Here is a 13,757-nt window from a genome sequence, read left to right on the forward strand (position 1 = left end):
CAAGCGATATGAGCGCGAACAGTTTCGGCAAGCTGCTGACCGTCACCACCTTCGGCGAATCGCACGGGCCGGCGATCGGCTGCGTGGTCGATGGCTGCCCCCCGGGGCTGGAACTGGACGCCAGCGAATTCGCCCACGACCTGCAGCGCCGCGCCACCGGCAAGAGCCGGCACACCTCGGCGCGGCGCGAGGCCGACGCTATCGAGATCCTGTCCGGGGTCTACGAAGGCCGCACCACCGGCACTCCGATCGGCCTGCTGATCCGCAACACCGACCAGCGCAGCAAGGACTACACCGACATCGCCCGGCAGTTCCGTCCGGGCCATGCCGACTACAGCTACTGGCAGAAGTACGGCATCCGCGATCCGCGCGGCGGCGGGCGTTCGTCGGCGCGCGAGACCACCATGCGCGTGGCCGCCGGCGTCATCGCCAAGAAGTGGCTGGCGCAGCGCTACGGCGTGCGCGTGCGCGGCTACCTGTCGCAGCTCGGGCCGCTGCTGCCGCAGGGCTTCGCCTGGGACGCGGTGGAGGACAACGCGTTCTTCTGGCCGCATGCACCGCAGGTGCCGGAGCTGGAGGCGTACATGGATGCGCTGCGCAAGTCCGGCGATTCGATCGGCGCGCGCGTGACCGTGGTCGCCGACGGCGTGCCGGCGGGCTGGGGCGAGCCGATCTACGGCAAGCTCGACGGCGAACTGGCCGCGGCGATGATGAGCATCAACGCGGTCAAGGGCGTGGAGATCGGCGACGGCTTCGCCGCGGTGACCCAGAAGGGCACCGAGCACCGCGACCTGATCGCGCCGGACGGCTTCCAGTCCAACCACGCCGGCGGCGTGCTCGGCGGCATCGCCACCGGCCAGCCCATCGTCGTCTCGGTGGCGTTCAAGCCCACCTCCAGCCTGCGCCTGCCCGGCGCCACGGTGGACGTGGATGGGCAGGCGGTGGACGTGATCACCACCGGCCGCCACGATCCCTGCGTCGGCATCCGCGCCACCCCGATCGCCGAGGCGATGATGGCGCTGGTGCTGATGGACCAGGCGCTGCGCCACCGCGCGCAATGCGGCGACGTCGGCACGGTGACCCCGCGCATCCCCGGCGGTGGCGATGGCTGAGTCGCGGCCGCGGGTGTGGGTCAGCCAGCCGCTGTTCGACGACGTCGTCGCACGGCTCGGCGCGCATTGCGCGCTGACCACCACCGCGGACGTGACCAGGTATTCGCCGCAGGACCTGGCCGCGGCACTGGCGCCGCTGGACGGCGCCCTGGTCACTCTCAACGAACGCATCGGCGCCGCCGAGATCGCCGGCGCGCCGCGGTTGCGCGCCATCGCCAACGTGGGCGTCGGCTACAACAATCTGGACCTGGACGCGCTCAGCGCGGCCGGCATCGTCGCCACCAACACCCCCGACGTACTCACCGAGACCACCGCCGATCTCGGCTTCGCCCTGCTGATGGCGGCCGCGCGGCGCGTCGGCGAGGCCGAGCGCTGGCTGCGTGCGGGGCAGTGGCAGCAGTGGTCGTTCCAGACCATGCTCGGCGCCGACGTCCACGGCAGCACCCTCGGCATCCTCGGCATGGGCCGCATCGGCCAGGCCATCGCGCGCCGCGCTGCCGGCTTTTCGATGCGCGTGCTGTACCACAACCGCAGCCGTCTGCCGGCCGAGGTGGAGCACGCGCATCGCGCCGAGTACGTGGGCTTTGACGCGTTGCTGGCACGCGCCGACCACCTGCTGCTGGTGCTGCCATACAGCGCGCAGTCGCACCACATCGTCGACGCCGCCGCACTGGCCAAGATGCGGCCGACCGCGACGCTGGTGAACATCGCCCGCGGCGGCCTGGTCGATGAAGTCGCGCTGGCCGACGCGTTGGCCAACGGGCGCCTGGCCGCGGCCGGACTGGACGTGTTCGAAGGCGAGCCGGCGATCCGTCCGGAGCTGCTGGCGCTGCGCAACGTGGTGCTGACCCCGCACATCGGCAGCGCCAGCGTGGCCACGCGCCGTGCAATGGTGTCGCTGGCGGTGGACAACCTGCTCGCCGCGCTGGGCGTCGGCGCCGACGCCGGACGCCCGCCCAATGCGCTGAACCTGGACGCGATCGCCGCGGCCGGCGGCGGCGCGCGGGCGATGGCGGACAAAAAACGATAGGGAGCCTGCGGCGCCGCGCGCGACGCGCACGGCAGGTTCCCCGAATCCACGTGGCAGTGCGGCTGTTCCTCCCCTTCTTTTTCTGCGGATCGAATCTTCCATGAGCAATGCAACCCGTCGTTTCAACGTCGCCGTCGTCGGCGCCACCGGTGCCGTCGGCGAAACCATGCTGAGCATCCTCGCCGAGCGCGATTTCCCCGTCGCCACGCTGTACCCGCTGGCCTCCGAGCGCTCGGCCGGCGGCCAGGTCGAGTTCAAGGGCCAGAAGGTCACCGTGCTCGACCTGGCGACCTTCGATCCGAGCGGCGTGGACATCGCGCTGTTCTCCGCCGGCGGCGGCATTTCCAAGGAATACGCGCCGAAGTTCGCCGCGGCCGGCGCGGTGGTGATCGACAACTCCTCGACCTTCCGCTACGACGACGACGTGCCGCTGGTGGTGTCGGAGGTCAATCCGCACGCGTTGAAGCACCGCCCGCGCGGCATCGTCGCCAATCCCAATTGCTCGACCATGCAGCTGATGCCGGTGCTGGCGCCGATCCACAAGGAATACGGCATCGAGCGCATCAACGTGGCCACCTACCAGTCGGTGTCCGGCGCCGGCCGCTCGGGCATGGAGGAACTGGGCAAGCAGACCGCGCAGCTGCTGGCGTTCCAGGACATCGAGCCGCAGAAGTTCCAGGCGCAGATCGCCTTCAACCTGATCCCGCACATCGACGACTTCCAGCCCAACGGCTACACCAAGGAAGAGATGAAGCTGGTGTGGGAAACGCAGAAGATCCTCGAGGACAGCAGCATCCTGGTGAACCCCACCGCGGTGCGCGTGCCGGTGTTCTTCGGGCACTCGGAGGCGGTCAACATCGAGACCAAGCGCAAGATCACCGTCGAGCAGGCGCGCGCCCTGCTGGGTCAGGCGCCCGGCGTGGAAGTGGTCGACGAGCACAAGGCCGGCGGCTATCCGACCCCGGTCACCCATGCCTCCGGCAAGGATCCGGTGTTCGTCGGCCGCATCCGCGAGGACTTCTCGCACCCGCGCGGCCTCAACCTGTGGGTGGTGGCCGACAACATCCGCAAGGGCGCTGCGCTCAATGCGGTGCAGTTGGCCGAGCTGGTCGCCCAGGAGGGCTGAGGGGCCGGGATTCGGGAGTCGGGATTGGGGATTCGTAAGAGCCGCGCAGCGCCGTTTCGGCGCTGCGGAGCGCGGTATCTCCAGGCAACCACGCAACGGCCAGTGGCGCATGCCCTGGCCGTTGTCGTGTCCGACGTCCGCGTCGTGCTGCGAAGACAGCCCCTGCGGGCGATGATGAGCGGCGCACCCCGTAGGAGCGGCTTCAGCCGCGACGCAGCGTTCCCGGGAAAACCGTCGCGGCTGAAGCCGCTCCTACAGGACAAGGGGCGTTGCAGTACTTGTCGGTCACTGATCCCGCAAGCCGCTCGCGTACCCGCGAGCGCACGCCCCGCCGCTGCAATGCCCGCAACGAATCCCCAATCCCAAATCCCCACTCCCCGCTTCATATATATTGATGGACATGACTCTAAGGGGCAGGGGCGGGATGCGCCTACAACCACGTGTGTTCCATCGCCGCAGCGACGCTGCGGTGTCCGCGGCGCGCGGGCTGCGCCATGTCTGTCGCGCCGCCGCGGCGCTGCTTTTGCTGGCTTGCAGCCAGGCCGCGCTGGCGCTGGGCCTGGGCGATATCCGCGTGCTGTCCAAGCCGGGCGAGCCGTTCCTGGCCGAGATCCCGGTGATCTCCAACGAGCCGGGCGAACTGGAGCGGGCGCGGGTGGCGCTGGCCTCGCCGGCGACCTTCGCGCGGGTCGGGCTGGAACGCCCGCAGGGCCTGGTCAGCGATCTGCAGTTCCGTTTCACCCAGACCCGCAAGGGCCGCGCGGTGATCCAGGTCAGCAGCCGCATGCCGGTCGACGTGCCGTCGCTGAGCTTCCTGATCGAGGTCGATTGGGGCCAGGGCCGGCTGATTCGCGAATATTCCGCGCTGATCGACGCACCGAATACCGCTGCGGCGATCGACGCGCCGGCGATCGATGCGCCGGCCGCCGCGCAGCCGTCCGACCGCATCGCCCGCGAAACGTCCACCGCGGCGCCAGCGCCTGCCGCCGCCGCCACGCCGGCGGCGCCGAGCGCCAGGCCCGCCGCTGCGCCGCGTCCGGCGCCGGCCCCCGCGGCCGCGCCCGGCGATGCGCTGGCGCCGGTGCGCGCCGGGCAGACCCTGTCGCAGATCGCCGGGCAACTGGCGCGCGGCAACGGCCATTCGCTGGACCAGACCATGGTCGCGTTGCTGCGCGCCAATCCGGACGCCTTCATCCGCGGCAATCTCAACCTGCTCAAGCAGGGCGCGGTACTGCGCACCCCGCGCGAGGAGGACCTGGCCAGCCTGGATGCCGCCGCAGCCGAGGCAGTGGTGCGCGAGCAGGCGGCGCAATGGCGCCAGGCGCGCGCGCCGGTGCCGCAGCCGGCCCAGGCGCAGCAGGATGCGGCGACGGCGCAGGCCGCACCCAAGCCGGCCGCCGCAGCGCCGGCAGCGGCGTCCGGCGCGCGCCTGGAAATCGCGCCGGCGGTGCCGGCGACGCGCCGCGAGGCGGGAACCAAGTCCGGCACCGGTGCCGGCGACGAAGGAGACATGGTGGCGACCCAACAATTGCAGCAGGCGCGCGAAGACCTCGCGGCACGCGATGCCGAGGTCCAGGAATTGCGCTCGCGGGTGGAGCAGCTCGAAAAGCTCAAGGCCCAGCAGCAGCAACTGATCGCGCTGAAGGACAGTGATCTGGCCGCGGCGCAGAAGCGCCTGGCCCAGGCCGGGAAGGCGGCGCCAGCGGCCGCGCCCGCGCAAGCGCCGGCCAATGACGGGTTCCCGCTGTGGCTGTGGGGCGGGCTGAGCCTGCTGGTGCTGGGTGTCGGTGCCTGGCTGCTGTCGCGCCGACGCAAGCCCTCGCCGCTGCCGCCGTTGCCGCGCGACGACGACGCGGCGCTGGCGGCGAGCGCCGCGGTGCCGGTGGTCGCGCACCGCGATGTCGATGCGCCGGAACTGCCGCCGCTGGAACCGGCCGAGCCGCTGGCCGAGGAGGAGGCGGTCGCCCGCGACCACGAGGCGCTGGAGGACTGGGAGCGCACCGACCATCTCGACCACGCTGCCGCCGATCACGCCGATCGCCACGCCGCGCTCGACGACGCCGCCTTCGAGCGCGTGCTGGCGCAGCAGTCGCTGCGCCAGGCGCCGGCCGATGCGCCGCTGTCCGCGGACAACGACGACGTCCATTCCGCCGACGTGTCCGACGCCCATCCGGAGGTCGCCCCGGCCGCCGAGTTCGCGGCCGAGGCGGCCTGGCGGCCGCCGTCGCCGGTGGTCGCAGTGCCGACCAGCGACGCCCGTGCCGGCAGCGATGCTGGCGGCGGCCGGCAGGAGCCGACCTGGCACCAGCCTGCTGCGCCTGCACCGGCACCGGCCGAAGCACCGTCGCCGTATCCACCGGCGGGCCGCGAGCGCCTGGAACTGGCGGTGGCGTACATGGATCTGGGCGACAACGAGACCGCGCGCACCCTGTTGACCGAGGTCGCGGCCAGCGGCGACCCGGCCGCGCGCGCCGAGGCGCTGCAATTGCTGGGGCGGCTGGACTGATGGCGGCAGGCGGCGCGCGGCGCGCTCGCCGCGGCCGTCCGGCCTGGAGCGGGACGGCCCTGCGGCAGCGTGTCCCCGGGCGGCGGGCGAGCACCGAAGGCGCGTTCCCGGGCTGGCAGATGCAGTGCGGCGGCATTGCAGGCGCACTGCGCACGCCCATGCACGCGTCGACCGCAGCGCGCGCCGACGCCGATGCCGCATTGCAACGGAGGTCGCCATGCGCTACGCGCTAGGCGTGGAGTACGACGGCAGCGAGTTCCAGGGCTGGCAGCAACTCGGCGAGAGCGGCGGCCCCAGCGTGCAGGCGACGCTGCAGGCGGCGCTGTCGTCGGTGGCCGACGCCCCGGTGAGCGTGGTCTGCGCCGGCCGCACCGATGCCGGCGTCCACGGCGAGTGCCAGGTGGTGCATTTCGATTGCGACGCGCCGCGCCCGGCGCGCGGCTGGATGCTGGGTGCCACCGCGCGGCTGCCGCCCTCGGTGTGCGTGCGCTGGTGCGTGCCGGTGGCCGACGACTTCCATGCGCGCTTCTCGGCCCGCGCACGGCGCTACCGCTACCGCCTGCTCAACCGCCAGGTGCGCCCGGCGCTATACCGGCAGACCCTGAGCTGGGAGCGGCGGCCGCTGCAGGCCGAGGCCATGCACGCGGCGGCACAGGCGCTGCTGGGCGAGCAGGACTTCAGCGCCTTCCGCAGCGTGCAGTGCCAGGCGCTGCACGCGCGCCGCGAGCTGCAGTCGATCGCGGTGACCCGCAGTGGCGAACTGGTCGAGATCCAGGTCCAGGCCAATGCATTCCTTCATCACATGGTGCGCAATATCGTTGGTTCCCTTGTCATGGTGGGAACGGGCGAAAAGCCGGTGTCCTGGATTGGCGAACTGCTCGCGGGACGCGACCGCCGCGTCGCCGGTCCGACGGCGCCGCCGCAGGGCCTGGTGTTCGTCGGTCCCCTCTATCCCGCCCATTGGACGCTTCCGGACGAGGTCACGCTATGAATCGCACGCTGTATCGCACCCGCATCAAGTTCTGCGGCATGACCCGCGCCGGCGACATCCGCCTGGCAGGCGAGTTGGGCGTGGACTCGATCGGGTTCGTGTTCGCCCATGGCAGCCCGCGGCGGGTGGCGCCGGCCGAGGCGCGGGCCATGCGCCAGGCCGCCGCGCCGATGGTGGACGTGGTGGCGCTGTTCCGCGACAACCCCAAGGACGAGGTGCGCGAGGTGTTGCGCACGGTGCGTCCGACCCTGCTGCAGTTCCACGGCGACGAGGACGACGGCTTTTGCCGCAGCTTCAACCTGCCATATCTGAAGGCGGTGCCGATGGGGGGCGGCGAGATCAACGCGCGCACCCTGCAGCTGCAGTTCCCCAACGCCGCCGGCTTCCTGTTCGACAGCCACGCCCCCGGCGAAAGCGGCGGCTCGGGCAAGACCTTCGACTGGTCGCGGCTGCCGACCGGCCTACACCGGCCGTTCCTGCTCGCCGGCGGCATCAATGGCGACAACGTGTTCGACGCGATCATCGGCACCCTGCCGTGGGGCGTGGACGTGTCCAGCGGCATCGAGAGCCAGCCTGGCATCAAAGATGGCCACAAGATGCGCAAGTTCGTCGAGGAAGTGCGCCGCGCCGACTGCCACGAGTTGAACACCAACTGCTGAGCGCGACGCGGCGCCAGTGCCGGCGTCGCCTCGGTCAGCGCTGCAGTTCCTGCGTCAGCCACTGCGCCAGCGCGTCGACCCGGGAATCCTGGACATCGCGGCGCGTGCACAGCGCCCATTGCCCGCCGGTGTCGACGAAGCCCCACGGCGCCAGCAGGCGGCCATTGGCCAGGTCGTCGGCGACCAGCGGTTGCGGCGCGATCGCCACGCCGATCCCGGCCAGCGCCGCCTCCAGCAGGTAGTACAGATGTTCGAAGCCGGTGCCGTAGCGCAACTGCGCTGGCGCCAGCCCCTGCGCCTCGGCCCAGGCCGGCCAGGCCTGTGGGCGCGACACCGTATGCAGCAGCGGCAGTCCTTGCAGCGCCGCCGGCGCGGCCGTGGCCAGGGCCGGGGCCTGCGGCAGGGCGGGGCTGAGCACCGGGCCGATCCGCTCCGGCGCCAGCACGCGGACCTGCCAGTCCGCCGGCCACGGCGCCTGGCCCAGCAGCAGCGCCGCGTCCAGGCCGTCCAGGTCGGCGGCGAAGTCGCCTTCGTGCGCGGACAGGTGCAGGGTCAGCGCCGGCAGGTCCCGCTGCAGCACCTGCAGCCGCGGGATCATCCAGCGGGCGAGGATGCTGCCGGGGCAGCCCAGCACCAGCGCGGCCGGGCGCGCGGGGCGGCGCAGTTCTGCTACCGCCTCGTGCAATTGCGCAAACGCTGCGCCGGCCGCCTCGCACAGGCGCGTGCCGGCCGCGGTCGGGCGGATGCCGCGGCCGTCGCGCTGCAGCAGCGGCAACCCCAGTTCCTGTTCCAGCAGCCGCACCTGGCGGCTGACCGCGCCATGGGTCACGTGCAGTTCCGCCGCCGCGGCGCCGACGCTGCGCAGCCGCGCGGCGGCCTCGAACGCGCGCAGAGCGTTGAGCGAGGGCAGGCGGCGCAGGCTGGTCATGTGAGTTTTCCTGACGGATCGCGTCAGACTTTATCGGTTTTTGTGCGCCGACGTGTGCGCTAAAGTGCAGGCCTGTCCTGTTGCCCCCGGTTGCGCCATGTCCTCTGTTCCCGTCAGCGACTTCCACGCCTATCCCGACGCCGCCGGCCACTTCGGCCGCTACGGCGGCCGTTTCGTCGCCGAGACCCTGATCGGCCCGCTGCAGGAGCTGGCCGCCGCCTATGACGCCGCGCGCCAGGATCCGGCCTTCATCGCCGCCTACGACAAGGACCTGACCCATTACGTCGGCCGGCCCAGTCCGATCTACCACGCCGAGCGGCTGAGCCGCGAAGTCGGCGGCGCGCAGATCCTGCTCAAGCGCGAGGACCTGAACCACACCGGCGCGCACAAGATCAACAACACCATCGGCCAGGCGCTGCTGGCCAGCCGCATGGGCAAGACCCGCATCATCGCCGAGACCGGCGCCGGCCAGCACGGCGTGGCCAGCGCCACCGTGGCCGCGCGGCTGGGCCTGGAGTGCGTGGTGTACATGGGCGCCACCGATATCGAGCGGCAGAAGATCAACGTCTACCGGATGAAGCTGCTCGGCGCCACGGTGGTGCCGGTGCATTCCGGTTCGGCCACGCTCAAGGACGCGCTCAACGAGGCGATGCGCGACTGGGTGACCAACGTGCAGGACACCTTCTACATCATCGGCACTGTCGCCGGCCCCGATCCGTACCCGCGCATGGTGCGCGACTTCAACGCCATCGTCGGCCGCGAGGCGCGCGAGCAGATGCTGCGCGACTACGGCCGCCTGCCGGATGCGATCAGCGCCTGCGTCGGCGGCGGCAGCAACGCCATCGGCCTGTTCCATGCCTTCCTCAACGACGCCTCGGTGAAGATCTACGGCGCCGAGGCCGCCGGCGACGGCATCGGCAGCGGCCGCCATGCCGCCTCGATCGCCGCCGGGCGTCCCGGCGTGCTGCACGGCAACCGCACCTACGTGATCTGCGACGACGACGGGCAGATCGTCGAGACCCACTCGGTGTCCGCCGGCCTGGATTACCCGGGCGTGGGCCCGGAGCACGCGTTCCTGGCCGACAGCGGCCGCGCGGTCTACCAGGGCATCACCGACGACGAAGCGCTGGCCGCGTTCCATCTGCTGGCGCATACCGAGGGCATCCTCGCCGCGTTGGAGTCCAGTCACGCGGTGGCGCAGTCGATCAAGCTGGCGCGCGAACTGCCCAAGGACGCGCTGGTGATGTGCAACCTGTCCGGCCGCGGCGACAAGGACGTGCACACCATCGCTGCGCGCGAGGGGCTGACGCTGTGAGCGCGGCGGCGCTGCTCGGCGCCGCCTTGGTCCTGGCCGCCGCCGTGGCGCCGGCAGGCGAGACCGCGGCGGCACTCGACCGGGTGGGCACGCTGCGCGTCGGCCAGGTCTTCGCCGAACTGGCGCCACGTGCGCGCTGGGACTATGAGCGCGGCGAGGCTGGCGTCGACTGCGACTACGTGCATGCCGGGCAGTTGCCCAAGGACGTGGCGATGATGGTGCTGGACGGCCGCATCGCCCGCTTCGAGGTGACCGAGATAGGGCCGGTGGGCCCGTTCGGCATCCGCATCGGCGACAGCGAGGCGAGCGCCAGTGCGCGCCTCCCCGCCGGCGCCAGCGTCGAGCCGCATCATTACGGTGGGACCGATGCCCATTACCTGACTTGGCGCGACCCGCAACGCGGGCTCGCCGTGCGATACGAAACCGGAGAAGGCACTGTGAGAACGATGTACTGGGGAAGCTGGGACGCTGTGCAACTGGTCGAGGGCTGCTCGTGAGCGCCGCCGCAGGACGCCTCGCCGCGCGTTTCGCCGCGTTGCGCCAGAGCGGCCGCAAGGCCCTGATCCCCTTTCTCACCGCCGGCGATCCATCGCTGGAGGCGACCGTGCCGGCGATGCATGCGCTGGTCGAAGCCGGTGCCGACGTGATCGAGCTGGGCGTGCCGTTCTCCGACCCGATGGCCGATGGCCCGACCATCCAGCGCAGCTCCGAGCGCGCACTGGCGCGTGGCGCCGGCCTGCGTTACGTGCTGGAGACGGTCAGTGCGTTCCGTCGCGACGACGCCACCACGCCGTTGGTGCTGATGGGCTACCTCAACCCGGTGGAGATCCACGGCACCGCGCGCTTTGCCGAGGAGGCGGTGGCGGCCGGCGTGGACGGCGTGCTGCTGGTCGATCTGCCGCCGGAGGAGTCGGCCGAGACGCTGACGGTCTTCGCCGACGCCGGCCTGGACCTGATCGTGCTGGCCTCGCCGACCACCAGCGACACGCGCATCGATCTGTTGTGCGAGGCGGCGCGCGGCTACCTGTACTACGTCAGCTTCGCCGGCGTCACCGGCGCCGACCGGCTGGATACCCGCGCCGCCAGCGATCGCCTGCGCCAGCTGCGCGCGCGCTGCCCGGTGCCGGTGGTGGCCGGCTTCGGCATCAAGGACGCCGCCAGCGCCAAGGCCATGGCCGCCGATGCCGACGGCGTGGTGGTCGGCAGCGCACTGGTCGCGGCGCTGTCCGAGGCCGGCAGCCCGCAGGCCGCGCGCGAGGCAGCCCTGGCGTTCCTGGTGCCGCTGCGGCAGGCGCTGGACGTGGGCTGAGCCACGCCCAGTGTGTTTGCGAACGCCCGCATTGCGCGGGCGTTCGCGTTTGCCGCACTGCCGCAAATGCGGTGCGTGTGGAGCATGCGGTACATGCATTGCTGGTCGGACGACACGCGCCATCGCGGCCCCGCTTGAGGGTTGGCGATGCGGGACCGCGGGGGCGATGCCGCGCGTCCCGCGCTGCGCGGCCGCAGCAGGCGTCCTGGCGGCGGCCGCGCGTTACCGGCCGGCCCGGCCGCTCCATGCGCCACCGTCTGCAGGCCAGCGGGGGACCGAGTTAGACTGTCGCCCCTCTGCGGCTCTCGCGGCCGCCCAATGGATCGTCACATCGCATGAGTTGGCTCAGCAAATTGATGCCTTCGGGCATTCGCACCGACAGCACGCCCAGCAAGAAGCGCAGCGTTCCCGAAGGCTTGTGGGAGAAGTGCCCCAACTGCAGCGCCGTGCTGTACCGGCCGGAGCTGGAGGAGAACCTGGAGGTGTGCCCGAAGTGCGGCCACCACATGGCGATCCGCGCGCGCGCGCGCCTGGCCGCGCTGTTCGACGCCGACACCGCGCCGACCGAGATCGGCGCGCGCCTGGGCCCGACCGACGCGCTCAAGTTCAAGGACCAGAAGAAGTACGGCGAGCGCATCAAGGCCTCGCAGAAGAGCACCGGCGAATACGACGCGCTGGTGGCGATGCAGGGCCTGCTCAAGGGCCAGCCGCTGGTCGCGGCCTCGTTCGATTTCGCCTTCATGGGTGGTTCGATGGGCTCGGTGGTCGGCGAGCGGTTCGCGCTGGCCGCGGAGACCGCGCTGAAGATCGGCGCGCCGTTCGTGTGCTTCTCCGCCAGCGGCGGCGCGCGCATGCAGGAAGGCCTGTTCTCGCTGATGCAGATGGCCAAGACCTCGGCCGCGCTCGGCCGCCTGCGCGAGGCCGGCCTGCCGTACGTGTCGGTGCTGACCCATCCCACCACCGGCGGCGTCTCGGCCAGCTTCGCCATGCTCGGCGACATCAACATCGCCGAGCCGTACGCGCTGATCGGCTTCGCCGGCCCGCGCGTGATCGAGCAGACCGTGCGCGAGACCCTGCCGGAAGGCTTCCAGCGTTCGGAATTCCTGCTCGAACACGGCGCCATCGACCAGATCTGCGACCGCCGCGAACTGCGCGATCGTCTCTCCGAACTGCTGGCGTTGATGATGCGGCAGCCGGCCCCGGCGAAGAGCGAGGCGCTGGCGTGACCAGCGCCGGGATTCGGGATTCGGGATTCGGGATGCGCGCTACTGCGCGGCGCATGCATTGCGTGGAAGGCGCGTACGTCTGGCGATCCCCGTCTGCCTCCGGCGTTTCCCGAATCCCGAATTCCGAATCCCGAATCCCGTTCCAATGAGCCAACGCAAATACTTCGGCACCGACGGCATCCGTGGCCGGGTCGGGCAGGGGGCGATTTCCGCCGATTTCGTGATGCGCCTGGGCAATGCGCTGGGCCGCGTGCTGGTCGCCGGCGGCACCGCGCGGCCGACCGTGGTGATCGGCAAGGACACGCGCATCTCCGGCTACATGTTCGAGTCGGCGCTGGAGGCCGGGCTGGTCGCGGCCGGCGCCAACGTGCAACTGCTCGGGCCGATGCCGACCCCGGCGGTGGCGTTCCTCACCCGCACCCTCGGCGCCGACGCCGGCATCGTCATCAGCGCCTCGCACAACCCGCACTACGACAACGGCATCAAGTTCTTCTCCGCGCACGGCGAGAAGCTCGACGACGCCACCGAGCAGGCGATCGAGGCCGCGCTGGACGCGCCGTTCGCCACCGTCGAGTCCGAGCGGCTGGGCAAGGCGATGCGCGCGCGCGAGGCGATCGGCCGCTACATCGAGTTCTGCAAGGCCAGCGTGCCGCGCGGCTTCGACCTGCGCGGGCTAAAGCTGGTGCTGGATTGCGCGCACGGCGCGACCTACCACATCGCGCCGCTGCTGTTCCGCGAACTGGGCGCGGAGGTGATCGCGATCGGCGCCGCGCCGGATGGGCTCAACATCAACGCCGGCGTCGGCTCGATGCACATCGACAACCTCGCCGCCAACGTGCGCGAGCACGGTGCGCACCTGGGCATCGCCTTCGACGGCGACGGCGACCGCGTGCTGATGGCCGACGACCAGGGCAACCCGGTGGACGGCGATGGCCTGCTGTACGTGCTGGCTTGCGGCTGGCAGGCCAGTGGCCGCCTGCACGGCCCGGTGGTCGGCACGCTGATGACCAACTACGGCCTGGAGCGGGCGCTGGCCGCGTTGCAGGTGCCGTTCCTGCGCGCCAAGGTCGGCGACCGCTACGTGCACCAGGCGCTGGTCGAACAGGGCGGGGTGCTCGGCGGCGAGGCCTCCGGGCACATGCTGTGCCTGGACCGCGCCACCACCGGCGACGCCATCGTCAGCGCGCTGCAGGTGCTGGAAGTGCTCAAGCGCTCGCGGCAGACCCTGCGCCAGGCGCTGGCCGGCCTGCAGAAGGTGCCGCAGCAGACGGTCAACGTGCGCCTGCAGCCGGGCGTGCGCCCGCTCGAGGCAGATACCGTGAAGGCCGCGCTGGCCGCGGCGCAGGCGGCGGTGCAGGGGCGCGGGCGCGCCTTCCTGCGCGCCTCCGGCACCGAACCGGTGGTGCGGGTCACGGTCGAGGCCGACGATGCCGCATTGATGCGGCAGACCCTCGACGCCCTGGCCGAGGCGGTCCGTGACGCGGCGTGAGTCGATCGCCATTGCCCTCTTCGTGATCGTCGCCAAGGCGATCACGTTCTACCTGCTGTATCGCCT

At 71.5% G+C, this 13,757-nt stretch carries 12 protein-coding genes; 11 read left to right on the top strand and 1 reads right to left on the bottom strand.

The window, feature by feature from the left end; all coding sequences use genetic code 11:
• Positions 1 to 8 precede the first annotated feature (8 nt).
• The 6 genes from aroC to AC1PLR_RS06785 all read left to right on the top strand — a co-directional run bounded on the left by aroC (position 9) and on the right by AC1PLR_RS06785 (position 7,424).
• Positions 9 to 1,112, top strand: a complete 1,104-nt coding sequence (gene aroC, locus AC1PLR_RS06760; RefSeq protein ID WP_267102992.1) for a chorismate synthase — start codon at positions 9 to 11, stop codon at positions 1,110 to 1,112.
• Positions 1,105 to 2,142: a 2-hydroxyacid dehydrogenase gene (locus AC1PLR_RS06765; RefSeq protein ID WP_481103069.1), complete on the top strand. Its 1,038-nt coding sequence runs from the start codon at positions 1,105 to 1,107 to the stop codon at positions 2,140 to 2,142. The genes aroC and AC1PLR_RS06765 overlap by 8 nt, the downstream gene beginning before the upstream one ends.
• Positions 2,143 to 2,242: 100 nt before the next feature.
• Positions 2,243 to 3,268 (top strand): aspartate-semialdehyde dehydrogenase, encoded by a 1,026-nt coding sequence (locus AC1PLR_RS06770; RefSeq protein WP_420007458.1) that lies wholly within the window; start codon positions 2,243 to 2,245, stop codon positions 3,266 to 3,268.
• Positions 3,269 to 3,692: 424 nt separating this feature from the next.
• Entirely contained in the window at positions 3,693 to 5,774 is a 2,082-nt protein-coding gene (locus AC1PLR_RS06775; RefSeq protein ID WP_481103070.1) for a motility hub landmark protein FimV, read from the top strand.
• Positions 5,775 to 5,991: 217 nt separating this feature from the next.
• Positions 5,992 to 6,765 carry a tRNA pseudouridine(38-40) synthase TruA gene (truA, locus tag AC1PLR_RS06780; protein ID WP_152180901.1) on the top strand — a complete coding sequence of 258 codons (774 nt, stop codon included), beginning with the start codon at positions 5,992 to 5,994 and terminating at the stop codon, positions 6,763 to 6,765.
• Positions 6,762 to 7,424 (top strand): phosphoribosylanthranilate isomerase, encoded by a 663-nt coding sequence (locus AC1PLR_RS06785; RefSeq protein WP_019801754.1) that lies wholly within the window; start codon positions 6,762 to 6,764, stop codon positions 7,422 to 7,424. The genes truA and AC1PLR_RS06785 overlap by 4 nt, the downstream gene beginning before the upstream one ends.
• A gap of 34 nt (positions 7,425 to 7,458) precedes the next feature.
• Here the strand turns inward: AC1PLR_RS06785 and AC1PLR_RS06790 are convergent, their stop codons facing one another.
• The gene (locus tag AC1PLR_RS06790) at positions 7,459 to 8,352 is read right to left on the bottom strand and encodes a LysR family transcriptional regulator (RefSeq protein ID WP_481103071.1); all 894 of its coding nucleotides are present in this window, start codon (positions 8,350 to 8,352) and stop codon (positions 7,459 to 7,461) included.
• Positions 8,353 to 8,449: 97 nt separating this feature from the next.
• Between AC1PLR_RS06790 and trpB the strand changes: the two genes are divergently transcribed.
• The 5 genes from trpB (at position 8,450) to glmM (ending at position 13,691) form a co-directional block, all read left to right on the top strand.
• A complete protein-coding gene (trpB, locus tag AC1PLR_RS06795; RefSeq protein ID WP_481103072.1) occupies positions 8,450 to 9,667 on the top strand; it encodes a tryptophan synthase subunit beta in 1,218 nt (405 codons plus the stop codon).
• A complete protein-coding gene (locus tag AC1PLR_RS06800) occupies positions 9,664 to 10,164 on the top strand; it encodes a hypothetical protein (protein WP_420007453.1) in 501 nt (166 codons plus the stop codon). Before trpB ends, AC1PLR_RS06800 begins: the two co-directional genes overlap by 4 nt.
• Positions 10,161 to 10,976, top strand: coding sequence for a tryptophan synthase subunit alpha (trpA, locus tag AC1PLR_RS06805; protein ID WP_481103073.1), 816 nt, complete (start codon positions 10,161 to 10,163; stop codon positions 10,974 to 10,976). Before AC1PLR_RS06800 ends, trpA begins: the two co-directional genes overlap by 4 nt.
• Before the next feature lie 335 nt (positions 10,977 to 11,311).
• Entirely contained in the window at positions 11,312 to 12,202 is an 891-nt protein-coding gene (gene accD, locus AC1PLR_RS06810; protein ID WP_010342997.1) for an acetyl-CoA carboxylase, carboxyltransferase subunit beta, read from the top strand.
• Between the two features lie 145 nt (positions 12,203 to 12,347).
• Positions 12,348 to 13,691, top strand: coding sequence for a phosphoglucosamine mutase (gene glmM, locus AC1PLR_RS06815; protein WP_017915479.1), 1,344 nt, complete (start codon positions 12,348 to 12,350; stop codon positions 13,689 to 13,691).
• Positions 13,692 to 13,757: the final 66 nt, after the last annotated feature.

The sequence above is a fragment of the Xanthomonas sp. NCPPB 3570 genome (assembly GCF_056725115.1).